Source organism: Aquimarina callyspongiae (genome assembly GCF_034322225.1).
GTDB lineage: Bacteria > Bacteroidota > Bacteroidia > Flavobacteriales > Flavobacteriaceae > Aquimarina.
The window spans coordinates 105,092-130,001 of the sequence record NZ_JAXLPA010000002.1 but is presented as its reverse complement, the minus strand read 5'-3'; the positions used below and the strand labels follow the sequence as shown (position 1 = coordinate 130,001).

The 24,910-nt window shown below is 30.3% G+C and carries 31 protein-coding genes; 30 read left to right on the top strand and 1 reads right to left on the bottom strand.

The window, feature by feature from the left end:
• The first annotated feature begins 15 nt into the window (after positions 1 to 15).
• From U0D62_RS07660 to U0D62_RS07525, 28 genes are all read left to right on the top strand, one after another.
• Positions 16 to 441 carry a hypothetical protein gene (locus tag U0D62_RS07660; RefSeq protein WP_322195146.1) on the top strand — a complete coding sequence of 142 codons (426 nt, stop codon included), beginning with the start codon at positions 16 to 18 and terminating at the stop codon, positions 439 to 441.
• Between the two features lie 216 nt (positions 442 to 657).
• On the top strand, positions 658 to 1,149 hold the full coding sequence (locus tag U0D62_RS07655; RefSeq protein ID WP_322195144.1) for a hypothetical protein: 492 nt from the start codon (positions 658 to 660) through the stop codon (positions 1,147 to 1,149).
• 6 nt (positions 1,150 to 1,155) lie between these two features.
• Positions 1,156 to 1,572, top strand: coding sequence for a hypothetical protein (locus tag U0D62_RS07650; protein ID WP_322195142.1), 417 nt, complete (start codon positions 1,156 to 1,158; stop codon positions 1,570 to 1,572).
• Positions 1,573 to 2,327: 755 nt separating this feature from the next.
• Positions 2,328 to 2,774 carry a hypothetical protein gene (locus U0D62_RS07645; RefSeq protein ID WP_322195140.1) on the top strand — a complete coding sequence of 149 codons (447 nt, stop codon included), beginning with the start codon at positions 2,328 to 2,330 and terminating at the stop codon, positions 2,772 to 2,774.
• 153 nt (positions 2,775 to 2,927) lie between these two features.
• On the top strand, positions 2,928 to 3,419 hold the full coding sequence (locus tag U0D62_RS07640) for a hypothetical protein (RefSeq protein WP_322195138.1): 492 nt from the start codon (positions 2,928 to 2,930) through the stop codon (positions 3,417 to 3,419).
• A gap of 236 nt (positions 3,420 to 3,655) precedes the next feature.
• Positions 3,656 to 4,468 (top strand): DUF6896 domain-containing protein, encoded by an 813-nt coding sequence (locus U0D62_RS07635; protein ID WP_322195136.1) that lies wholly within the window; start codon positions 3,656 to 3,658, stop codon positions 4,466 to 4,468.
• Positions 4,469 to 4,518: 50 nt separating this feature from the next.
• Positions 4,519 to 4,863, top strand: coding sequence for a hypothetical protein (locus tag U0D62_RS07630; RefSeq protein WP_322195134.1), 345 nt, complete (start codon positions 4,519 to 4,521; stop codon positions 4,861 to 4,863).
• 190 nt (positions 4,864 to 5,053) lie between these two features.
• Positions 5,054 to 5,596 carry a hypothetical protein gene (locus U0D62_RS07625; protein WP_322195132.1) on the top strand — a complete coding sequence of 181 codons (543 nt, stop codon included), beginning with the start codon at positions 5,054 to 5,056 and terminating at the stop codon, positions 5,594 to 5,596.
• A gap of 256 nt (positions 5,597 to 5,852) precedes the next feature.
• Positions 5,853 to 6,584 carry a hypothetical protein gene (locus U0D62_RS07620; RefSeq protein WP_322195130.1) on the top strand — a complete coding sequence of 244 codons (732 nt, stop codon included), beginning with the start codon at positions 5,853 to 5,855 and terminating at the stop codon, positions 6,582 to 6,584.
• 74 nt (positions 6,585 to 6,658) lie between these two features.
• Entirely contained in the window at positions 6,659 to 7,057 is a 399-nt protein-coding gene (locus U0D62_RS07615) for a hypothetical protein (protein ID WP_322195128.1), read from the top strand.
• Positions 7,058 to 7,260: 203 nt separating this feature from the next.
• Entirely contained in the window at positions 7,261 to 7,737 is a 477-nt protein-coding gene (locus tag U0D62_RS07610; RefSeq protein WP_322195127.1) for a hypothetical protein, read from the top strand.
• Between the two features lie 311 nt (positions 7,738 to 8,048).
• Entirely contained in the window at positions 8,049 to 8,546 is a 498-nt protein-coding gene (locus U0D62_RS07605) for a hypothetical protein (protein WP_322195125.1), read from the top strand.
• A 196-nt stretch (positions 8,547 to 8,742) separates the two neighbouring features.
• Positions 8,743 to 9,387: a hypothetical protein gene (locus U0D62_RS07600; protein ID WP_322195123.1), complete on the top strand. Its 645-nt coding sequence runs from the start codon at positions 8,743 to 8,745 to the stop codon at positions 9,385 to 9,387.
• 191 nt (positions 9,388 to 9,578) lie between these two features.
• Positions 9,579 to 10,043, top strand: a complete 465-nt coding sequence (locus tag U0D62_RS07595; RefSeq protein ID WP_322195121.1) for a hypothetical protein — start codon at positions 9,579 to 9,581, stop codon at positions 10,041 to 10,043.
• A 22-nt stretch (positions 10,044 to 10,065) separates the two neighbouring features.
• Positions 10,066 to 10,623, top strand: coding sequence for an RDD family protein (locus U0D62_RS07590; protein WP_322287599.1), 558 nt, complete (start codon positions 10,066 to 10,068; stop codon positions 10,621 to 10,623).
• Positions 10,624 to 10,805: 182 nt separating this feature from the next.
• Positions 10,806 to 11,309: a hypothetical protein gene (locus U0D62_RS07585; protein ID WP_322195119.1), complete on the top strand. Its 504-nt coding sequence runs from the start codon at positions 10,806 to 10,808 to the stop codon at positions 11,307 to 11,309.
• Between the two features lie 264 nt (positions 11,310 to 11,573).
• Entirely contained in the window at positions 11,574 to 13,205 is a 1,632-nt protein-coding gene (locus U0D62_RS07580) for a glycosyl hydrolase family 28-related protein (RefSeq protein ID WP_322195117.1), read from the top strand.
• Positions 13,206 to 13,296: 91 nt separating this feature from the next.
• Positions 13,297 to 13,887 carry a Crp/Fnr family transcriptional regulator gene (locus U0D62_RS07575; RefSeq protein ID WP_322195115.1) on the top strand — a complete coding sequence of 197 codons (591 nt, stop codon included), beginning with the start codon at positions 13,297 to 13,299 and terminating at the stop codon, positions 13,885 to 13,887.
• Positions 13,888 to 13,962: 75 nt separating this feature from the next.
• Positions 13,963 to 15,267, top strand: a complete 1,305-nt coding sequence (locus tag U0D62_RS07570; RefSeq protein ID WP_322195113.1) for a M20 metallopeptidase family protein — start codon at positions 13,963 to 13,965, stop codon at positions 15,265 to 15,267.
• Between the two features lie 188 nt (positions 15,268 to 15,455).
• Complete coding sequence (locus U0D62_RS07565) at positions 15,456 to 15,911, top strand: hypothetical protein (protein ID WP_322195111.1); 456 nt, start codon at positions 15,456 to 15,458, stop codon at positions 15,909 to 15,911.
• A 193-nt stretch (positions 15,912 to 16,104) separates the two neighbouring features.
• The gene (locus tag U0D62_RS07560) at positions 16,105 to 16,518 is read left to right on the top strand and encodes a hypothetical protein (protein WP_322195109.1); all 414 of its coding nucleotides are present in this window, start codon (positions 16,105 to 16,107) and stop codon (positions 16,516 to 16,518) included.
• A gap of 191 nt (positions 16,519 to 16,709) precedes the next feature.
• Positions 16,710 to 17,798 carry a hypothetical protein gene (locus U0D62_RS07555; protein ID WP_322195107.1) on the top strand — a complete coding sequence of 363 codons (1,089 nt, stop codon included), beginning with the start codon at positions 16,710 to 16,712 and terminating at the stop codon, positions 17,796 to 17,798.
• Between the two features lie 511 nt (positions 17,799 to 18,309).
• Entirely contained in the window at positions 18,310 to 18,492 is a 183-nt protein-coding gene (locus U0D62_RS07550) for a hypothetical protein (RefSeq protein ID WP_322195106.1), read from the top strand.
• 190 nt (positions 18,493 to 18,682) lie between these two features.
• Entirely contained in the window at positions 18,683 to 19,111 is a 429-nt protein-coding gene (locus U0D62_RS07545) for a hypothetical protein (protein ID WP_322195104.1), read from the top strand.
• 182 nt (positions 19,112 to 19,293) lie between these two features.
• On the top strand, positions 19,294 to 19,683 hold the full coding sequence (locus tag U0D62_RS07540; RefSeq protein WP_322195102.1) for a hypothetical protein: 390 nt from the start codon (positions 19,294 to 19,296) through the stop codon (positions 19,681 to 19,683).
• 84 nt (positions 19,684 to 19,767) lie between these two features.
• Positions 19,768 to 20,562, top strand: coding sequence for a hypothetical protein (locus tag U0D62_RS07535; protein ID WP_322195100.1), 795 nt, complete (start codon positions 19,768 to 19,770; stop codon positions 20,560 to 20,562).
• An 80-nt stretch (positions 20,563 to 20,642) separates the two neighbouring features.
• The gene (locus U0D62_RS07530) at positions 20,643 to 21,503 is read left to right on the top strand and encodes an SH3 domain-containing protein (protein ID WP_322195099.1); all 861 of its coding nucleotides are present in this window, start codon (positions 20,643 to 20,645) and stop codon (positions 21,501 to 21,503) included.
• A gap of 95 nt (positions 21,504 to 21,598) precedes the next feature.
• Entirely contained in the window at positions 21,599 to 22,387 is a 789-nt protein-coding gene (locus tag U0D62_RS07525) for a hypothetical protein (protein WP_322195097.1), read from the top strand.
• 848 nt (positions 22,388 to 23,235) lie between these two features.
• Here U0D62_RS07525 and U0D62_RS07520 read toward each other — a convergent pair.
• The gene (locus tag U0D62_RS07520) at positions 23,236 to 23,367 is read right to left on the bottom strand and encodes a hypothetical protein (protein ID WP_322195095.1); all 132 of its coding nucleotides are present in this window, start codon (positions 23,365 to 23,367) and stop codon (positions 23,236 to 23,238) included.
• Here U0D62_RS07520 and U0D62_RS07515 point away from each other — a divergent pair.
• Both U0D62_RS07515 and U0D62_RS07510 read left to right on the top strand, forming a co-directional pair.
• Positions 23,366 to 24,004 (top strand): sensor histidine kinase, encoded by a 639-nt coding sequence (locus tag U0D62_RS07515; protein WP_322195093.1) that lies wholly within the window; start codon positions 23,366 to 23,368, stop codon positions 24,002 to 24,004. The two genes, U0D62_RS07520 and U0D62_RS07515, sit on opposite strands and share 2 nt — an antisense overlap.
• The gene (locus tag U0D62_RS07510; protein ID WP_322195091.1) at positions 23,997 to 24,674 is read left to right on the top strand and encodes a LytR/AlgR family response regulator transcription factor; all 678 of its coding nucleotides are present in this window, start codon (positions 23,997 to 23,999) and stop codon (positions 24,672 to 24,674) included. Before U0D62_RS07515 ends, U0D62_RS07510 begins: the two co-directional genes overlap by 8 nt.
• Positions 24,675 to 24,910: the final 236 nt, after the last annotated feature.

Sequence of the window (24,910 nt, the reverse complement as noted above, 5' to 3'; positions counted from 1 at the left end):
ACTGGAAGTGATGGAATGGCAATAATTATCCCAGATGGATATCGTGGACTTCAGGGTTCAGATGGAAGAATGGTTCCAATTCCACCCGGAGGAAGAGGATTACAAGGTAGCGACGGAAGAATGGTTGCAATAAGGTCAGGCGCGAGAGGACTTCAAGGGAGTGATGGAAGAATGGTTGAAATAAAATCAGGCTCAAGAGGACTTCAAGGTAGCGATGGAAGGATGGTTGAAATAAATTCAGGTTCAAGAGGACTTCAAGGAAGTGATGGAAGAATGGTTGAGATAAAATCAGGCTCAAGAGGACTTCAAGGAAGTGATGGAAGAATGGTTGAGATACCATCAGGTTATCGTGGACTACAAGGAAGTGACGGAAGAATGGTTGCAATAGCACCGGGCAAACGAGCGGTTCAAGATGCGAATGGCAGAATGCGAAATAAATAATTTAGTTATACCTCAAAAGTTTGACTTGCCAAAATTAGTGAACTGAAAATAAAACCGAATAAAGCCAGTTGCCAACACCGTGTATAATTAATTGCTTGGTTATAGACTACTTACGAAAGTCCTCGCGGACTTTCTATTTGGTTTTTATTTGCTAAACTACGTTCTTATCACGCAACTAACCATACACAAACACGTTGTAGGTAATTCATCATAACTGTGATAATACGAAAGAAAATAAAAAATGAAAATGAGCTATATCTATATTTCAATGGAAAATTGATTTATAAGAGGTGGTTAGATTTGGGGTATGGAAAAGTTTTTGACACTCATACTTTTGGAAAGTATACTGACTATAGTATTACTGGTTTTGACCTTGAAGATACACCTGAAATGATTCACGTAAAGGCAAATTTAAGCTTATTCCCAACTGACAAGGGTGGACGAAAAACAGGAATAAAAAATGGATATAGACCAAACCACGTTTTTGAATACCAAACAAATGGACAATTCAAGTACACCTACATAGGGGATATTCAATTTGAACAAGAAGAATGGATAATGCCAGGTGATACTCAAGAAGTTTTAGTTCGATTTTTATCAAGACAACCGATTGATCAATATTTAAACATTAACAGAAAATGGTGGATCCACGAAGGACCGAATAAAATTGGAGAAGCGGAAATTATCGAAATTGAATTACCAAAATAAAAACTTATGGAATTAAAATGTCCTCCTGCTCCACCAAATAAAAAAGAATATATCGCTGATATTGGAAAAATATTAGTAGAAGAGCACGGAAAGAAAAAGTATTATAAGCCTGAGGAAGTGAAAAAAGCTTCAAAAAAATCCAAACACTACGATTCTAGTGGAATTGATTGGCACTGCTGGGCAATGTGTACTTTTTCTTCTCATTCGGACTTTGATACATATCACAAAATAACAGGTGAAGTTTGCGACTATGTTGGAATGAAAACAGAAATGCTAAGTGGACTCGCAACAAGTACTTCTGTTGATTGGCTATCCATTCCAGATTTGGATATTGATGCTTCTTGGCTAGACTTTGGAGATATTTTCGATGGACTTTTAGAAGGAATTGGAGAATTTATTAGCGGAATATTTGACGGATTATAATAATAAAAACTACCTACAACAATTTGTATATTGCATATACTCCCTTGGGGAAGTAAACGCAACATACAAGAAACGTTACCAAATATTCTAAAACAAAACTTGAATCTTATAAAAAAACGAAAATTAATACGGTATTTAGGAATCTTTTTAATGTTCTCTTTGATTGGAAATTTTTTGTCTTTTTACTTTTATGACCAATCTTTAAGTCAAATAGAAGATCAAGAAATGATAGGGTTTTACAATGACTTTATAGTTTTAAATTTAGGATTTTCTTTATCTATTGGCTTTCTCCCATTTCTATATCTGACAAGCAAAAAACTTTCATTCTTCAAATCAAAAATTGAACTAATTGCATTTGTTATTCTGACAATCTCCTTGGGCATTTTATTATGGCAATATAGAATTTTAAAAATCAACGAAAGTTTAAGGTTTAATCCCAACCAAAAGCCCATTGATTTTGATGATCTTCAATTGGAATTATATTGGTTTATTGGATTGCTATTAGGAAGTATTTTAGGTTTAATAATCTTTAAATTGATAAATAAAGTTTCTAAACGAACAAAAAACATTTGGTAACACAATATATGTGATCATAGCAGATAGGTGATCAACCGAATAGGTATCGTATTTTTGGTGAAGTGCAATGCTTACAAAAAGTAAAAGTTAATAACCAATACGCAAGAAAAACCGAAAAGTAGGGTAACATTTTGCCTTGCTACGACACATATATTAAACGTTGTAGCAAATTAAAGAAAATGAATAGTTCAATTAATAATGGTGGAAAAACACACGTCAGATATGCTCATATGCATTATCCGAAAACTATTGAACTGAAATGTAAAAAATGTGAATCTAAAATAGTTGCAACTAACCAAAATGTTCCCGACGGAATTGAGCATTTTATGGATATTTCGGAATTTGAAAAAAAGTGGAATCTTGTATGTCTGAATTGTACATTCCGAGCTGAATTAAATTGGGATGAACTGAAAGAATTTGATCTTTGGCTAAAAACGGAAATAAGAAATATAGAATTTTGGTCTTGGAATATTGACCATCTGAATATGATTCTGAAAAAACTCAAAAAGGTGGATTTGAAATCTGACAAATGGGAATTTTTCCAGAGTTACATTCCTAAAGATTGGCTTCTGAAATTTAGTAGCGAAAGAGAAATTCGGAAAATAGAAAAGTTAAAAATAAAATAACTTGCTACAACAACGTGTATAAAAAATTGCGTAGTTTAGTGCTTAACCAAAGGTAGTTGCATTTTTGTTACGTCTGATTTTCCTGCGGAAAATTCTCTCGCACAAAAACGCAACATTTCATACACAAACACGTTGTAAGGCATCAAAAAAAAAATGAAAAACATTATTAAAATATTAATCATTATTCTCATTTCAACATCTTGTAATTCACAGGATAGAACTGCTACAAGAACTAACGAAAATCGTAATCAGATTCCATTGAATAAAAATCAATATGATAAAATTCCCCTTTCTGAAATAAAAGAAATATTCAAATTAGCAATTGATTTACCCGAATTACAACAATATTTCCATACCGACCAATTTCCAGCAAGAGTTCCTTTGAAAATATTGGAATTCGGAGATGTAAATGAAAATAGTTTGAAAGGTCTAATGAAATTCAAACAGCCAATAAACTTAATCACAAAAGAAGAAATAGAGAATAACCAAATTCAAGATTATTTAGGAGTTGGAGACTGGAGCCCTGTAAATGGAAAACTAAGATTACAGTTGTATTACCCTATAGAAGGAATAACCATTAATTATATGTTCGAGAAAGGAAGTAAAAGTTGGAAAATAATTGACTCAGTCATATTCGAAGAATAAAAATAAAAACGCCCTACAACAATATATATGATGTCATAGCAACTACGTGATAAATCCCACGGTTATTGTATTTTTGGCAAGGCGCAATGCTTGCAAAATGGAAAAGTTAGCAACCAATGCGCAGTTTTTATCGAAAATAGGTTAACATTTTGCTCTGCTACGACACATATATTAAACGTTGTGTGTAAACTGAACAAACATTGAAGTTAATATCGAAAATACAAATCTGTAATAGTTTGGAGGAAATTCCAGACTTCAAATCAATCAAATCACTTGAAAGAGGAATTGAGTGGAAAATTGTTTTTGAAAACAAGATTAAATCCAAAAGAGAAGAGATTGGAAATCAATGGAAATTTGAACACCCAGAATTTCAAATAGCTATTCATACTATAGAACCTGAAATTAATATAGTCAAATTAATTGCTGACAAAGAAATTGATGAACACCAAGACTTCTTTGAAAAATGTGCAAAAGATTATCGGAATTTAGCAACTGAACTGATTAACAGATTTGCTAATAAACATAACTTACAAATTGACTCTGATTATCCAATGAATAATTTAAATGCATCAGAACAGTTTGGTTATAAACAGGTTGGGAAAATGGATAATTGGCGTTATGCTTTTCACGGATTTCACTGTGCATTTACTAACCTCAAAAATGGACAACATATCGAAGTTCCTCTTATGTGTGGACTTGAATTTGGAGAATTAGACCCTTACTTTTTTTCGGTATTTATTAAATCAACGGAAGAATATAGACCAATGCAAACTCAAATTTATAATGATTATTCAGACGGTAAGAGAATCTTGGATAGAATGGTGGAATTAGGGAAATTCGAAGAAATACAATCTAATTGGCCAAATCGTAAAGGAATTGTTGTCACAGATAGAGATAAAGTTAAAGTAGAAGTTTATAATCCAGAAAATGAATTGGAAGAAGAAAGCCTACACACAACAAGGTATAAAAATAATGGCGGAAGAAACGACAAAACAAACAATAGTAATAAAAACAAACTATGGTCTAAACTGAAAAGTTTGTGGTCTTAAAACCGCCACTATTCTTATACAATACCGTTGGCAACAATTAAATCATTGAAATGGAAAATGACCCCTTAATTTTTGAATCTAAAGGATATCCATCTATAAAAATTTATGACGATTACTTTGAAATTAAGGCTATTGATTTTTCCAAATTCCGGAAGTTCAATTATTCCAACATAAAGAAAGTTAAACACTACGATCCAAATAACAATTGGTGGACAAAAATATATATTCTTGGATCAATCTCTGGACATATATTTGCGGATGATGATCCATGGGTTTTGAAAATAAAAAAGAAAAATGGTGGAAGTTGGGAATATAAGACTTCCCAAAAAACCAATTCGGAATTTAATCAGGTGATCAAATTAATCAAAATTAAACTGAATAAAGAATCTGAATAAAAAACAATTGCCAACAACATATATGTGATCATAGCAGCTAAGTGATCGATCGAATGGTTCTTGTATTTTTGGTAAGGCGCAATGCTTGCAGAAGTAAAAGTTAGCAACCAATGCGCAGAAAAATCAAAAAGCAGGGTAACATTTTGTGCTGCTACGACACATATATTAAACGTTGTGCCCAATTTCGCTAATGAGAAATATTGAAAAGTTAATATGGGAAATAGTACCACCACCAACTCGCGAGGAAAGGGAAGGCTTTACTAATTATAAAATCATTGCTGGACTGAGTAATGAAGAATTTTTGGCAGTTGAAAAAAGACTGATTAAGGAACTGGATGAAAATGACGATCTCTTAATTGGACAAACACTAGTCGAAATGAAATCCGAAAGTGCTTTGCCAGTTCTTTTAAGAAGACTTGAGAAAAAAGATTCTCATTTTGAAAAAATTACATGGGCAGCACTTATTAATGATTTGAAAAAAGGAGATTCCGAAATGGAAAAAATAGCTTTTAAGGAATTTGAAAAATTGGAGTTCATTTATGCCGTGCAAGGAGTGATATTTATAGACTTAATAAAGTTTGACAGCCCAAGAATAAATAAACGGATTGAAAATTTTGTTGATCACAAATATGACTTGGTTGCTCACCACGCTAAGATGGTTCTGAATTATAATGGTTATGCAGATTCATATGATAACAGTGAGCACAAAAAATGGTGGGAAATTTGGAAATAAAAAACTGGGCACAACAACATATATGTGATCATAGCAGCTAAGTGATCAATCGAATGGTCACTGTATATTTGCAATGGCGCAATGCTTGCATAAAGTAAAAGTTAGCAACCAATGCGCAGAAAAATCGAAAAGCAAGGTAACAATTTACACAGCTACGACACATATATTAAACGTTGTAGCTAATTATATGAAAAAATATTTACTTCAGATAATATTTATATTTTCATTCAGCTTTTACTGTGCTGGACAAACCTCAATGCACACAGAAATAAGCCGAATTGATTTACCCAAAGATTATGTGTTAAAAAATGGCGTAGCCAAAGAAATATTCGTTACTCGGAAAGTGAATCCAGGTCAAGATTTTTCTTATTCTGACAAAACAAATTACACTTTTCCTGAAAAGTCAATTATTCGAACAAAATATTATAAAGATTCCGAAATAGAATCAATGAAAGAATTCTCGGTAGACTCTCTATATAGAGTTTTAAAAAACACTACGAGACTCAAACACAAAGCTCTAGGCTGGAGAACTTCTAAATATGAGACAGTTTATAAAGAAAAAACAAAAGATTTAAAAATTCTGAATCAGGATGGCTCATTGAATTATACGATGAGAATAATCTTAAATGAAAATAATAATCCTGTTGAAATAAGAACTTTGGACATTAATGACCAGTTAATTGGATTATCTACAGCTGATTATAATTATGAGAACAATAGCTTCGTATACAAAGTTTTTAAAGAGGATGGAACCATAGTTTTGAATAAAACAGAATCATTTAAAAAGGACTTTGAGATAAAAAGAAATGAATTTGGAGACCTCATAGAATTTTATTGGCCTACATCAAAATCTAATGTTAAGTATGTTGTTGAATACAAATATGACGACCGAGGTAATTGGACAAAAATGAAGAAAACGCAGATTGACGGGAAGCAGAAAAAAGTCACGGAAATAATTAATCGAAAAATTAAATATTTAAAAAACTAGCTACAACAACGTATATAAACTATTAAAACAGTTTATATACAAAACGTTACCAACAAGCATAAAAAAATAAATAATTGAAAAACATAATTTTAAATTTGTTGTTTATCGTTTGTTTGTCTAATATTTTCGGACAATCCTCTGATCACATATATCTGGCGCATGATCACAATTACGGAACTACTTACTCATATGGAGTTACTGAAATTACAATTCATTCTGACTCAACATACACTTGGAAAAATTGGAATGTGAGCAATAAAAAAGAATGGAAAACCTATAAAAAATACGAACCTGAAGTTAGTAAAGGAAAAATAACTCAAAATGGAGAGTTTTATATACTGATTGAATATAGAAACGGAAACAAAACGGATTTCAATTGGAACGTAAAAATCTCTAACAAACAATTGAATTTTTATTACCCGAATAGAAATGGAAAATTGAAAAAATCTTCTAAATATAAACGGATCGATTAAAAACAAAAGCCAGTTGGTAACACTATATATGTGATCATAGCAGCCAAGTGATCAATTGAAAGGTTGTTGTATATTTATGATGGCGCAATGTTTGCAAAAAGTTAAAGTTAGCAACCAATGCGCAGAAATATCGAAAATCAGGGTAACATTTTGCTCTGCTACGACACATATATTAAACGTTGCCACACATTTAAACCAAATTGATGAGAAAAATTTTATTTACCATTTTAGCCGCTTTAGGAATAAATTTTGGAGCAAAATCGCAAACGGAAAAACTAGACATTGGATTAAAAAACACTCTAAAATCTACAGCTGATAAATTTGAAAATAAAAACCATGCTTTTTTAATAAATTTGGCAAAGGGCAATATAGTAATTATGCAAATCGTTCACGGAGCACTAATTGAACAAACTGCAACGCAAACAAACTCATTCAATTTTTCAATAAATCTGACTTTTGACAATGAAAGAGAAGCGTTAAAGAGGTTTAAAAAATTGAAAATATCGGAAAAATTTAAATATTATGAATATGACGGAATTACTTGCTACGCAATAAATTTTGGAAATGACCAAAAAGTAACTTCTGATGTGACACTGGAAATTCTTAATAAAGTCTATGGATTTGAATATTCAGATATTTTCGAGTTTGAAATATTTGACCAAGGACCAATTAACCGATAAAAACGTGTGGCAACACGGTGTATAAAACATAGCTAATAAGTTCTAAACTGAAAGGTTTGTGTACATTTATGAAGACCGCCAAATTTTTAATTTGGCTTTAAAAACTGAAAAATTAAAACAAAATATAAAAATTCGGCTCTGTGTTAATCTGAAAAGGTCGTGTTTTTGCACGCTACGTTTCATACACAAGTCCGTTGTAAGTAATTGTGAAAAAAAAATTAATCATATTAACTAACTTATTATTTCTGATATTACTTAGCTGTAAATCAACAAGGATTTCGGAATTGAATAAAATGTTTAATGACTCTCAAATGGAGAGCATAAAGAAATCACCATTTAATTCAGCTAAATCTTTGGAATCCGAACTGAAAATGCAAAAAAAATTCAGAGATTTATATATAAACAAACTGAATGAAGTTCAACTTAAATCTCCGAATAATCCAATAATTATCAATGAAAACTATGACTTTATATGTATGGGCTGTCCTGCAGATCATATTTCTTTCTTTAATAACGAAGTTCTGATCACTTTAAATCTTAATAGAAAAACAATGAAATATGATGAAAAAAAAGAAAATAAAAACATTGATGATTTAATATTGGAAGGAGGAATATATAGTGATATTATAGAAATATATGAAAATTTGAATTCCAAAAAGAAATGGAATGTTGAACCGGAAAAATATGGAACGGAGGATTGCTTTGACGGAGGGCATACTTTTTACACTGTTTATTATCCAAACAACCAAATAGAAAGTATGTATATGAGATGCTGGTTACCTAAAGAGGTTAGAAAAGAAATTAAATAAAAACTACTTACAACAACATATATGTGATCATAGCAGCTAAGTGATGAATTGAATGGTTCTTGTATTTTTGGTAAGGCGCAATGCTTGCAAAAAGTAAAAGTTAGCAACCAATGCGCAAAAAGATCGAAAAACAGGGTAACATTTTGCCCTGCTACGACACATATATTAAACGTTGTAAAACATTAAAAAAAAGAATTTGAGATATAAAATAATTTTTCTCCTGTTGCTTATTACTTCATCAATTTATGGGCAAGTTCAAAAAAAATTCTTCGTTAAGGATGTTGAAAGTTTGGAGTATGTGACTGTCAAATTTTGTGTGGATAATGAAGCAAAAATTAGTGAGGTAACAATTGTAGAAGAAAGTACAACTTATAAAAATGATTACAATATTGAACAACTTCGACAATACTTACTTGGAATCCAATATTATGAAGATAGCAAATTAAAAAATAATTGTTACAACTCAACTTTTGAATTCATAAATGAAAAATACGAAAAGAAGCATTTAAATGAAGTTGAATGTAAAGCCTGTGAAAAATTCAAATCTGGACTTTATCGATACAAACATGTATTATACAGGGATACAAAGATTAAAAGGAAAAGAAAAATTCAGAGAGAGATCGGAAAAGAAGACAAACAAATTTACTTCATAAAATGGCTCAATAACTGTACTTATATTTTGACATATAAGAGAATGTCCGAACAACGCCTTAAACATCTATTAGGTAAAGAAATTCATGTGGAAATAATTGATGTTCTGGACAATGGAGATTACTTATATAGATCTAAAGCCAATTTTGAGGATAAAGTTGATTATGGTGTAATTAGGCCGGTAAAATAAAAACGTTTTACAACAACATATATGTGATCATAGCAGCTAAGTGATCAATCAAATGGTTATTGTATTTTTGGTAAGACGCAATGCTTGCAAAAAGTAAAAGTTAGCAAACAATGCGCAGGAATGTCGAAAAACAGGGTAACAATTTGCTCTGCTACGACACATATATAAACCGTTAGCATTAATTAAAAGAAATGATTAAAAATATTTTATTTCTAATTCTGATTTCAGCAATTTACGGCTGTGAAGAAATAAACCGGACGGAAAATCTACTCTATAAAGTTGAGGAATTAAAAGCGGAAAATGATTCTCTGAAAAAAATCGTAGCAGAAGTTAATACTAAATATGTATTTGACAGCATATCGTTTAGAGATAAGCATAGTGCCGAAAATACTTATAAATTAAATTCTGATTTTGAGTTAGAGCTTTTAATTGTTGCATATAGTAAAAACCAAAACTACTTCATAAAATACGATAGTATAGGTAAAAATATGGAAAGACATAACCCCGACACATTGAAACAAAAAAACGGAGGGTTTAAATATAAAATGAAGTTGACGGACAGCATAAATCCCATTTATATAGATATGAATATGGAAAATAAGTATGGAAAATCTAAAAAAGGACTGCTGCACGATAAGATTAAAATAAAAAACTAAATGCTAACAATTTGTATAGTTCATTTACACCCTTCGGGATGCTAACGAACCATACAATAGACGTTATCTCTTATTTAAAAAACTAAAAGATCTGAAAGCAATACTTGAAAATCGAACAAAAGCATTTATTATTGACTATCTGATTATGGGAATAATCGGATTTATAATTTTCTCATTGACTTCTGACCTATTCATTTCAATGATGATTGTGTATCCAATTACAATGAATAAGGATTTTCTAAATGGAAAAAGTATTGGTAAACGAATATTCGGAATTCAAGTACAGAATCTGACTGACCAAAAAGCGGATGAATGGAAAAGCTCGTTGCGGAATTTTTTGCCAATTATACCAATTGATTTGCTTTTCACATTTATTAGTCCTACACAAAGAATAGGAGACAAAATAGCGACCACAAAAATCGGAATTGAAACTGAACGAAATTTAAAAACGATTGGTTCAGAGCTAAAAAACTACGAAATAAAAAAAGAGTTAGTTTTCGGATTATTATTCGGAATTGCCAATATTTATGGGCTTTTATGGTTTTACGGATTTTTATTTACTAATATAATGACAAATTAAAACAAGAGATAACACTATATATGTGGTCATAGCAACTAAGTGATTAATCGAATGGTTATTGTATTTTTGGTTAGGCGCAATGCTTGCAGTAAGTAAAGGTTAGCAACCAATACGCAGAAAAATCGAAAAGCAAGGTAACAATTTACACAGCTACGACACATATATGAAACGTTGTACATCATATGAAAAAAATATTCACTGCCATACTATTACTAATAGAACTATTAACATTTGGACAAGAAAATAATCTTGAACAAATTGATAACGAAGTGAATTCTATAAACTCAAACTCTGAACTGTCTATAAATGAATTTGATTGGGTTGAACTGACAGGAATCGCGACAGACGGTGGCGGAATTTTAAAAATCTGGCGCAATAATAAAGATATTCGTAAAATCGTTCAAGAAATTGGAATTTCATATGGACGAACAAGGACTACTATTTATTTGACAAATGGAATTCCAATAAAAGTTATCGAAACAGAAGAGAACTTTGAACGAACAAATAACGGATTAAATTACTCAAAGCTTGATCAAGTATATAAAGAAGAGTTTTTTGTTTTCAATTGGGAAATCGGAGAAGGAAAAATCAAAAAGACTGGAAAAAGAGTTATTAGCGAAGGTGGTTGTTCCCACTTTGATTATGAACCAATTATAGAACGTGCTCAAAAAGCAATAACGGAATAAAAACGATGTACAACAACATATATATGATCATAGCAGCTAAGTGATCAATCGAATGGTTGTTGTATTTTTGGTAAAGCGCAATGCTTGCAGAAAGTTAAAGTTAGCAACCAATGCGCGAGAAAAATCGAAAAGCAGGGTAACATTTTGCTCTGCTACGACACATATATTAAACGTTATAAGCAATCACAAGAAATTATAATATTAAGTAACACTTCTTAGTGTAAAGACATCCATATAATATCATTAAGACAAACTAAAAACATAATGAAAAAGACAACTCTTATAATTTTACTAAGCTTATTTATTACAAATTCTAATGCTCAATCTGCTTTAGCAACTTCTATCCTTCCTAATATATCCGAACTCCAAAATTTTGCAGGGAATGATAGCTACGTTTATGTAAAAGGTTATTATACTCCTGATGATGATGGTGGTGGGCTTTTCAAAAATGAAACTTCAAATTTAGACGAAAATGGAGGTACGGTTTTTAATGTAAATGGTAATCCTAATAAAAAATGGATTAGAATAAACAAAGGTGGGGACATTAATGTAAAATGGTTTGGAGCAAGGGGAATTAGTAATCAAGACGACACAGATAAAATTCAAAAAGCAATTTATGCTGCTCAATATGAAAACAAATCAGTTTACCTACCAAAAGGACAGTATAGAATTACAAAATCATTAAGAATAGATACTAGCTATGAAATAAATACTTCTGGGGATACTATACCAACAGTAACTAGAAGATTAAATATCAAAGGAGAAGAAAAAACACGCTCAGTTATTAGAGGGGATTTTGAAGGTACAATTTTCAACCTTAAAATGCCTGATAAAAATACAATGAGCAATATGGTAATTAAAAACTTAACGCTTATTGATGATGACCGAACTGATACTAATCTGATAAATGGAATTGAAATAAAACATAATCAAAAGGCTTTAATTGAAAACATAATTTTTAGAGATCTTCGATATGATATTCTTGCGGAATCTTTTTGGTCAAGTGCAATAAAAAATTGTGTTAGTCGACTTGATATAACCAATTCTAATTTCAAAAACAGATATCGCTTTAAAAGACAATGCAATGATCTTTTGATAGAGAAATGTGTACTAAGTAACTCTACAAGACATGATGACTATTTAGTTTCTATACTCGGCGCTTCCTCCAGTATAACTTTCTCAAGTTGTACATTTGAATTTGGAAGAGGTCTTTTAATAGATAATAGAGAAGAAACTCCACTGACAAATATATCTTTTACGGGATGCTATTGGGAATGGTTTCAGTTTGATGCAATTGGTATTCATAATCAAGCGAATGTAAGGGGAATTAATATAACAAATAATTATTTTAATGCTATCACAGAATCAACTACTTGTAAAAACAATATAGTTAGAGAACGTTATGAACCAAATTTTGCGATTGTTTTAGGAGGTGTCAAAGGAATGACTATAACAGATTCTTATTTTGTGAATTGGTGGAAAAATCCAATTTATAATACAGGATTTGCCGAAGGAATAAATGTAAATATGTGTACTTGGAAAACAATGGATAAAATTAGAATTCAGAATTCAAACGTTTGTTCTACTAATCCAAACATAATAAATAATCCAGATTATCCTATTATAAATTCTATTCCATCAAATAGTATAGTTTTTAATCCTAAATCAGAAAGAGGTAATTATGGAGATTTAAATATGAGTTCGTTCAATGTAGAATCCTTGAAAGTAGTTAAATCCTCTGATGATACTAAATTAAAATTTTTAACCCCTCCTTTAAATGGAAATTGGGATCAAGGAGATATTATTTATAATGATAATCCATTACCCGGTAGTTATATTGGCTGGGTATATATAAATGGAAAATGGAATGGATTCGGTTTAATAGAAAACAAATAAAAAGCTTATAACACAAATGTATGAAGTCATAATACCCTAACGGGATATTCCGCCTCATACATCAACCGTTGGCAACAAGCAAAACAGCATAGTGAAAAAAGAGTTTAAAAAATACTTTGATAATTATATTGGGTTGTTTCCAGATTTAAACCCAGAAGAAGTAACTTTTTTAAGATCATATCTTACAATAGACGAATACTCAAAAAAGGATTTTTTATTTAAGAGTGGACAAGTTCAAAAAGAAATCGGATTTGTATGTGAAGGGCTCTTGAGGAGATATTACATAAATGAAAAAGGAAATAAAATAACAACTGGTTTTATAAATGAAAATAAATATGCAACGGACTACCCTGCCTTTATTAGGCAAATTCCTACAAAATATTTTATTGAATGCCTAGAACCATCTATAATTATAAAATTGCCTTACGATAAAATTCAAGAAGGATATAGCAAATTTAAAAGCAGCGAAATGTATGGTAGGTTGATAGCTGAATATGTTTTGACCGTACAAACCGACAGGGTTGAAAGTTTTTTATTCAAAAATGCTGAAGAAAGGTATCTCGACTTTATTATGCATAATAAAGACATTATTAACAGAATTAGTATTTCTCATTTGGCCTCTCTTTTAGGTATAGAAAGGCAATCTTTAAGTAGAATTAGAAGTAAACTTGTCAAAAAATAAATATGTCACAAATGTGACAGGTACATGCAAGTTTAAATCTTCACCTTTGTTTCATATAATTCAAAATATTATTTAATGATTTCTAAGAAAGTAAATAGTCAATTTATTTTAATACTACAATTTCTGTTTTTTACTTTAGTTTCGTGTGGTCAAAGCACTAATACAACTGAGGTTTTTCATAAAAACATTCAGGAGCAAACCAATGCAATTTTTAGTGATTTAGTAAAAATACGTCAAGATTTTCATAATAATCCTGAAGCATCAGAAAAAGAAATAAGAACTTCAAAAAAAATAACTGAATACTTATTATCATTAGGTTTAGACGTAAAAACAGGAGTAGGTGGTTATGGTGTTGTAGGTATTTTAGACACGGGTAAAAAAGGAAAAAATATTGCTTGGAGAGCAGATATGGATGCCGTTTCGGTTCATAATCATGATTCTAAAAACAATACATCAAACCATGGCAACCCACGTCATATTTGCGGACATGATGTTAATATGACCGTTGCCCTTGGTATTGCAAAAGTATTGGTCGCCCAAAAAAAGCAATTGACTGGAAAAGTATACTTTATCTTCCAACCTGCTGAAGAATCATATACAGGAGCAAAGGCAATGGTTGATGATGGCCTTTTTGATATCATTAAACCAGATGAAATTTATGGTTCACATATTGGCCCTATGCCCACTAATGTAATCTCAACAAAACCTGAATGGATGTTTGCTGATTATAAAACTGTTACAATTTCTTTCAAAAACTCAAAGGATAATGAAGCAATTATTGCATATGGCAAAAAAATTATTATGGAACTTCAAAATGTAACGCCCGAAAGTGAGTTTTGGAATCCTAATAGTTTAGGAAATCCTAACATTGGACTTGCAAACCCTAACACTATATTTAAAGATTTTCTTTTTGTAAATCAAAGAAGCTTTGATATCAAAAAAACCGAAAAGGGAGTAACAATTTCAGCGTATTTTGGCGCAAGTACAAAAGAAAAAATAAACTCAGTAATACCACAATTGAAAGATAAAATCAATCATTCAAAATATGCGAAAGAGTTAATTGATGTAGCTTACACTTACGAAAGAGCAAATCTATATAACGATAAAAAGCTTACTGAAAAGTCTTTAGCACATATTTCTAAAACTTTCGGTTCAGAAAACATCATATTATTATACGGAGAAATGCCTGATTATAGAGGAGATGATTTCGCTTATTATCAGGAACATGTACCAGGTGTTTATTTTTATTTAGGGGGGTCAAATTTCGAAAAAGGAATCGTTTCAATGCCACATGCACCTAATTTTCAAGTTGATGAAACTTGTATTAAGACAGGTGTTAATTACTTCTCTTCACTAATAGTAGAAAGACTTTTTAATTAAAGAAAAGGCCAGTTGCCAACAACATATATTTGATCATAGCAGTTAAATGCTGAATCGAATGGTTGTTGTATTTTTGGTAAGGTGCAATGCTTGCAAAAGTAAAAGTTAGCAACCAATGCACAGAAAGATCGAAAAGCAAGGTAACATTTTGCCCTGCTACGACACATATATTAAACGTTAGCAACAAGATGAAAAACCAAATTACTAATCAGAATAATTTGAATAATTTTAATAGAACGTTAATATCTATTTTTGTTATTATCTTGACAATTAGCTGCCAGACTAAGAACAAAAAAGCACCTAAAACCAAAAGTAGTTTTTATACAATAAAAGGAATTGGGAAGGTAAAAAAAGGCACCTACACCTTTTGTGGAACTGTTCCTACTCAAGTAGATTACTCATATCGCAAGGGAAAGTGGATATTTATAACCGATGACAAAATTAAAATTGCAGAGGGTGAATATGATATCACACTTATAAAAGATAATAGTGGCGGAGGTTGTGAGATTGAATATTTTGAAAATACAATTGATCTAAAAAAATGGAAGTTTTGGGGTATTGATGGAAAAGATATTAAACCAAACGAACGACTAATTAGTTTAATTGAATCGAAAAAAATAACCAACATTATTAGTCTGAATTAATAAACCAGTTGCTAACACGATATATGTGATCATAGCAGCTAAGTGATCAATCGATTGGTTCTAGTATTTTTGGTAAGGCGCAATGCTTGCAGAAAGTAAAAGTTAGCAACCAATGCGCAGATTTATCCAAAATTAGGGTAACATTTTGTTCTGCTACGACACATATATTAAACGTTGGCAACAATAAAAAATAATGAAAATACATTTTTTAATACTTTTTGTTTTTATCCAATTTTCTAGCTTCTCACAAAACTTTGAAGAAAGAGAAAAAATTACTTCTGAATTCGAAAAATCAGACGATATAAAAATCGAACTCTTTAATATAAAGTTAGCAACGAACAAACTTGACTCTATTCAACTAAATTCGAACTTTTTAAAAAGAAAGAATATTAAGTTTAAAATATTAGCATTTAAGATTTCTGGAATTGATAAAAATGATAAAACTTTATTCTCTATGAAATTTTGGAATAATAAAATTCCAGAAGAATTTAGAATGAAATTAAATGATTGTGCAGAGTGCAAGAGTATTAAAGTGAATGAAATAACAATAAACTGGTTTACTGGAACGTACACTTTGAACTCTAGCCAGATATGGAATATAAAATAATTACTGTTGCCAACAACATATATGTTGCTCATAGCAGCTAGGTGATCAATCGATCGGTTGTTGTACATTTGTGAAGGCGCAATGCTTGCAGAATAAAAAAGTTAGCAACCAATGCGCAGAAAAATCAAAAAACAAGGTAACATTTTGCTCTGCTACGACACATATATTAAACGTTACCAGTAATACCGAAAATGAACTTAGAATTAGAAAACCTGCAATCCACTATAAAAAGGAAATACAGTTTTAAATATAAACCTGAATTTTCAGAATCTTTTAAAACAGATATAGAAGATAACCAAATAATCCCATTAACAATTAAGGTTTTTGAGAAATTAGAATGGCCAATTGTATTTAGAGACAACAAGTCTGTAGAAGCCAAAAGAAAAGGTGATTGGAATAAGTTAACTGAAAAAATAACAATCACTAAAAAGGCTTCTGGGCGAATTGAAGTTCATAGCAAAACCATAGAAGGCAATTTCATTGATTTTGGAAAAAACTCTAAAAGAACAGGACTGTTCATTGTTCTTTTTCAAAAGTTAGCATCTGAATATCAAGAAAGCGGAAAACTTGCTGAATTAGAAACTGAATTTGAAAAAGAAAATAGTTGGGCTGATTATGAAATTCCATCAGAATTACCAAAACCAAAAGAATTTGGAAAACCGAATTTAGTTCTTTCAATAATTGGCGGCTTAATTATCGCAATTCTATTCGGACTATTAATTGCATTTTTAACTGTTAAATTCACGTATTTTATTGGAGTTTACGAACTCGGAATTGGATTCGGAATTGGATACTCATTTGGACAAATTTTAAAGAAAACAAACTATATTGAATTTAGATCAATCCAATTTATTATTGGAGGGATTATGATTGTTGTGTTTCTCTCTAACCTATTCACACAGTATCAATTAATAATCACAGAAAGTAATATTTCAGAACTTAGCTTTTTTGAATTTATGAAATTGCGTTTTGAAAGTGGATTAACTATAAAAAACTTAAATACTGGTTGGATAGGACTTACTTTGAGTTGGGTTTTTCAAATTGTTTTTCCGTTCTTCTTGGCTCAAGCCAAAGTTGCTGGAATTACAATGAACTATATGATTGAAAAGATTCCAGAGAAAGTTCTTGAATACACAATTTATCTTTTTGAAATGGATAAGTCTGAAAGTGAAATTAGAGCTGAATTAGCACAAAAAGGTTGGAATAAAAAATCTGACCAAGATGAAGTTTTTGAAGCTATCGGAGCAATAAGCGGATTTCATCAAAACAATCGTGAATAAAAAAAGTACTACTGGTAACATTATATATGAAATCAGAGCAAAAGTTTAGTGTTAGATCGAAAGGTCATTTCCTTTTTGCGGAGGCGCTAGATTTTTATAAATTGATTAAGAAATAAAAATGCGCAGATAGATCGGTTCAGGCTTGTTTGCCTTGCTCCGATTCATATATTTGGCGTTACCATATATTATGAGAAACTTATTATTAATGCTCTTAATTGGAAATTTTATGACTTTATATGGTCAAGATAAATTTGAAAATGCATTAGTTTCTCTAAAAACTGAATTGAAATTTGAACGAACAACAGATTCTTACCTAATTTCTGACAAATTAAACGAAAAATTACTTCAACGATTCAAAAAGTGTATCGAGTTTGAAAAGCTAGATATACTTTCTGAGTTAAATTTCTAGACGATTTCTAAAGTCAAATCTGTCGAACTTTTTACTTCCAAATGGAAAGGGAAATGGCAAATTGAATTTCAAGAATGGGAATTTGAGAACGAAAATTGCGCAATGGAGTTTATCAAAATCCTCAATGGACCAAAACGAAATCGAATTCAATTTTGTGTAAATAAAGGCGGGATTATGAGCTGGAAAGAAGGTAATAAAATTTATTTTGTAACTAGTCAAGCATATTTTGTGACATATCATTATGAAGAAATTAAAACCGCAATAAAAAGTGGTCTAAAAAAGTAACATATGGTAACAACATATATGTGCTCATAGCAGCAAAGTGATCAATCGATTGGTTGTTGTATTTTTTGTAAGGCACAATGCTTGCTGAAAGAAAAAGTTAGCAACCAATGCGCAGAAAAACCGAAAAACAAGGTAACATTTTGCCCTGCTACGACACATATATTAAACGTTGTAGATAATTAGAAAAAAGTTGAAGAAAAAGCTACTAATTTTTATATCGATTATTATAGTTCTATATATTATTGGAGGAAACTTCCCAAGAGGAACTTTTAAAATTGAGGACAAAAATGTCAAAATTAAAATGTCAATAACTGACAATTTTTGGGTCTTTCGAGATCCCGAATGTACGAAAAGAATTGAAATTCTGGATGGGAACGAAAAACTTAATATTAAATTCTGGTCTGAAGTATATGAAGTGAAAATTTTTAAGAGAGTTAACGGAGAAGAAACGTTTTGGGTAATTGACGAATATTATCGTGGAGCAACTCGATCTATAAACGGGGAATTTACCAGATTTACCTGTGCGGAACCTGAATGTTGGACTGTAAATACAATAGAAGGTAAAAACATTTTAAGTTTCGAATTCAAAAATGGAGAGTGGACTAAAATAAACTTATAAAACAGGCTACAACACTATATATGTGTTCATAGCAGTTATGTCATGAATTGAATGGCTGTTGTATTTTTGGTAAGGCGCAATGTTTGCAGGAAGTAAAAGTTTGCAATCACTGTGCAGAAAAATCAAAAAGCAGGGTAACATTTTGCTTTGCTACGACACATATATTAAACGTTGTGTACAATATGAAGAAAAATCTAGTTTTGATACTGATATTTTTACCGCTCACTATAATCGGACAACATCTCAAATGCTGTGAATCTGAAAAAGAAGTGGAATCTTATCTTAGTGGAATATGGAAAATTAAAGATTCCGATTCCAAAACCTGCTACAAATATTGGTTTGAAAAAGGGCAAGGTAATCTGACAGAAATTGAACTTACTGAGAATAAAGGTGAATATCTAATAATTGACAATCACCCTTTTGTGGATATTATTAAATATGATATGGGATTCAAATTAAGGTTTACAAATCTTGCTGGGAATTGGATTTCTGAATTGAAATATCTGAATTCAAAAAAAATGATTCTTGTGACGGATAAAAAAGAAGTGGAATATATTAAAGTATCTGAATAAAAAACTGTACACAACAACATATATGTGCCATAGCAGCTAAATGATCAATCGAATGGTTGTTGTATTTTTGGTAAGGCGCAATGCTTGCAGAAAGGAAAAGTTGGCAATCAATGCGCAGTTTTTGTCGAAAATGGGGTAACATTTTGCCCTGCTACTACACATATATTAAACGTTGGCAGTAATTTGCCCAAACTAATGAACAAAAAATTGATTTTAATATTTCTAATTACAATTGTCCAAAATTCTAGGGCTCAAGATTGTGATTTTAAAATACGAAATTTGTCAGATATTCTAAGTGTAAAATCGGAACTTATTAATAAATCGGAATACGATAAAGTTGATATGGTTTCTGAAAAATTTATTGAGCTTAGTTCAAAATCTGAAATTGAACTGACAAAAGAATACCCAAAAATTTTCAATCTTAAAGATTCTTGCTATACGTTTTTGGCAAATAAAAATATTGGAATTGGAATAAAAATACCTGAATTAAAAGCGTGTAAAAATAGAATTCAAACAAAAGAAAATTCCGATTATAAATTCCTAGGAACTTATTGCCATAATGCTCTAATTGAAATCAATGGCTACGAAAGTTGGGGTTTTTTATCAGTTGACTTGAAAAATGGACTGGCTTGTTTTACAATGGGAGAACCTTTGACTTCAGGCGGAGAAACGGCTATTTCTCACTCAAACTATTATGGAGAAGAAGAAATTGCATTAACGAATTTAAAAACTAAAGAACAGTATGTTATCAGAATTGAAGGTTGGAGAACTATGGAATCTATAGTTTCAAAAAATAACTACTATTTAAAACTTGAATCTGAATTTCAAACTGACTGTAAAAAAGAAGTTAGATATTTGAAAATAGAACCAAAAAACTAACCACAACAATTTGTATAGTTCATTTGCTCCCTTCGGGAAGCAAACGCAACATACAAGGAACGTTAGTATTATTAATGAGAATGAAGAAAATAATATTAATTATACTACTAATAATAACATATAGCCCTTTTTATGGACAAGAAATTCTATATGTTAGTGCGGACAACGGTTTAATAGTTAGAGAAGAACCTAATAAAAGTTCAAAAAGATTAGGCAAATTCAAATATGCTGAGAAAATTGAAGTTCAAGAAAAAACCGGCATTAAATTTTCGATTGTTGACAATGGAAAAATAATAAATGGTTCGTGGCTAAAAGTTCAGGGAATTGTGGATAAAAAACCAATAAATGGTTATGTTTTTAGCGGATTTTTGATAGATCGAGTTCTAAAGAAACGTTTAGAAATAAAATTTGATAATTTTATAGTTGAGATAGATAACATTCAACTTATGGGAGATTTAGTTGCTTTAACAAAAGTTCAAAAAGATACGGCTAAATTGAGTTTAGATCTATCTGGAACACCTGAAAACAAATTCCTTAAAATCATCCAGAAAAAATATAAGAAAGTAGAAGTTTTTCAACGACACGAAAATAGTATAACAATAATGGACGAAGGTCCTCATTGCGATCTAACTGAATGGAAACATTTCTACTCTGAATGGAAAAAGTTGCCATATGATGAATCTAAAAATTCATTTAAAACCTTTGAATACTCAAGGAAAGATTGGGAAAAATTTATTCCCGTAAAAATTAGTGAACTTAAAAATGCTGTGGACGAGTTTTGCGGACAAAGATGGTCAAACTTGGTGAAAAATATTAAAAAGGCAAATGAATATCCAATCGGAGTCTCAATGAGTAGGATATTTTTGAAAGTTATCCTGACTGATAAAAACAATCAGATCACTGAAAAAATCATTGAATTTGAAATTCCAATGGGATGTTAAAAAACTAATGCTAACAATTTGTATAGTGCATATGCTCCCTTCGGGAAGCAAACACACCATACAAGAGGCGTTAGGCAACATAAAAACAAACGATATTGACAAATAGAAAAACCAACTTCAAAACCTTCTGGCAAAGAGCCAAAATCAGACCAATTCTATTACTCTTTGCATTTCAAGGAATTGCATTTGCATTACTTCTTTTTCTTCCAATGGGCTTAATGATGAATTCATTAGGAAATAGTTTCCCATTTGTTGAAAACGCTGAAAAAGTTCAATCAGATGGAATAAAAGTAAATGCCACTTTAACTGGAATTAAAGGAATTGATAACATAACTATCAATGGAAATAATCCGCAAATTTTGACTTATGAATTTCACAATAACGGACAGAAAACAGAATCAAAATTTAGTGTTTTTGAACCAAAAAAAACTAATAATTTAAAAATAGGAGATATAATCCCAATTAAACATTTGAACGGCGAATCTATACCTACAGAATTTGAGCAATATTCATTTAGTATGGATTATATGTATTATGTAGCTGGAATTGTTCTTTTAATTGGGCTAATTCTTTGCTATCTTTTATACTCGCGAATAAATAAGGAAATCTTATTATATAAAACAGGCAGAATTATGGAAGGGAAAATAATTTCAATCAACCATAATAAAGGTTTTACATTTTCAAAATTTGGTTCGTCAATAGATGTGCACTATGAATATGGAAATAATGTTACGAAATCAAGAACCAATAATTTTGCATTAACAAATAATAAATCGATTGGAGATTCTATTAAAATTTTAGTTTCACAAGACGGAAATGAATCTTGTCTTTATCCAGAATTAATTGCTAAAACTAATGATTGGAAAGAAAATTACATTTCCTAACAAAGTGTATAGCCAATAGGACATTTAGAGATAAATTGAAAATCCTGTTCATTGAGCAGGCAACGCCAAAACAAAGTTTTGACGTTTAACATAAAGAAAATTAAAAGTAACAACGTTTGTTTTGGCTCAGTGGTAAACCGAAAATGAAGTGCTTCGAATCCACCCTACTGTCCATAAACAGAACGTTGGCATTCATTTAAAGACAAAGTAGTGAAATTCGAAACATAGATACGGTAAATTTTAAATTTAAGGACTGAATTAATACCAATCACAAAATGCTTTTTACTTAACTTAAATATGTGTTAAACTTCAAATGAATATGTTAAGAAATATTAAGTATAGACACTTCTTCTCTTTACGTTTGCAGATTTTTATGATTGGTATATTAAATACTTTTTAACACTATTATTAATTTAAATTTAGCATCTGAATTTGTTCAATCATATTAAGCTTTTTGATACCCAGTAGAATAAAGCTTTAAAAAAGAGAACTAATTTTACGTTAATAGTAAAAAAAGAACAGGTTTATTTTCTGTCATTTTGTTTTATAATTATGTTAATTAAAATAAGTAGATATATTAAAAAAAATAGAAAATTACTAGCTCATATTCTATTTTGGATGGCCATATTGGCGTACTACATGAGTTCAAAATGGACTTTTGAATCTAATAAGATTTTATTATTCGAAAAAACAATTTTTGTAATACTCGTTCAAATTACACTAAGCTATATAATTATTAAGCTTTTAATCCCAATATTATTAAGTAAGAAAAAAAGATTTCTATTTGGACTTAGTTGCTTATTTATAATTTATCTTACTTATGTAATATATATGGCAATTAGCAGCTATTATATAGTGCCCAAATATTCAGAAATTTTTAGTGTAAGAAGCGTACCTGTTTTTAAGGGACGCATCACAAATGGTTTTGCTTTTTTAAATAATATTCCCTCATTGATTTTTCCTACAATTATTCTAATCATGTTTGAGTATTATAGGCATCAAAAAGAAGTATTGACTTTAAAAGAGCAAAAAAAAACATCAGAATTAGAAGCATTAAAAAATCAATTAAATCCACATTTTCTATTTAACACACTTAACAACCTTTATGTACTTACTTTAGAGAAATCAGACGATGCGCCCGAAGTAATCGATAAGTTATCAGAAATATTAGACTATATCTTATATGGTTGTAACGAAAAATTTGTGCCATTGACTAATGAAATAAAATTACTTAATAATTATATTGCTTTAGAGAAATTGCGGTACGGAAAAAGATTGAAAATTAATTTTGAATACGAAGCAGGTAATGGAACAAATATTGCACCACTATTATTACTTACTTTCTTAGAAAATGCATTCAAACATGGTGTAAGTCAAGAAACAAATAAGGCCTTTATTAATATTAAATTAAAAGTAAGCAACGAAACAATCTATTTTCAGATAGAAAACACAAAACCTTTACTGAGTTCGGAAACTAACAACCAAAAAAGAATATCAATTGGACTTCCAAATATTAAAAAGCAACTCAATATTCTGTATCCAAATAATTATGTTTTGGAATTAAATGATAACGAACAAAAATTTTCAGCAAACTTAAATTTAATAACTAATGTATAGATGCATAATTGTAGATGATGAAGAATTAGCTAGAAAACTTATAAAAAGACATTTGTCTGAACTAAAAGGGTTTGAATTAGTAGCTTCGTGTGAATCAGCCTTAGAGGCTCTTAAAATCCTTAAAGAAGAAGACATTGATTTAATGTTTTTAGATATTGAAATGCCCTTACTTACAGGCACAGATTTTCTTAAAAACCTGATGGCACAACCAAAAGTCATTTTCACTACAGCTTATAGAGAATATGCGTTAGAGGGATACGAATTAAACGTTATTGACTATCTTTTAAAACCTATCAATTTCTCAAGGTTTTTTAAGGCTATAGAAAAGTTTTTAGAGACTCAAAAAAAAAGAAGTGAAAATTCAAAGGATGAACATATCTATATTAGAAGCAATAAAAAAAATATAAAAATCATTCTCAACGATATTTTGTTTATAGAAAGCATGAAAGATTACATTCAGATTCATTTTAATACTAAAAAAATCCTTTTTAAAGGTGGGATAACAGCTTTTGAACAAAAACTGAATCATCAATTTTTACGTGTACATCGTTCATATATTGTAAATCTCACTAAAGTAACAGCTTATACCAAAAGTGATATAGAAATTGGTAAAATTGAAATTCCCATTAGCAATTCTTACAAAGAAAAAGTTTTCAAGGAACTTAACTAATCTTCAGAGTATATATTAAACTTATTTACTTATAGACACTTATCCACTTAACGATTGCAGATTTTACTCATTGGTCTCTTTTGATGTTTTTTGTTATATAATTAATATAAATTTAGAGTTCAAAACCACTTAGCTAATCACTATTGCATAAAGGTGATATGGGGTTTTTGAATTAAACCTAAATAAAAAGAAGAGAGTAAGTTTAACTAAAAAGATTTCCGATTACTCGGAAAATA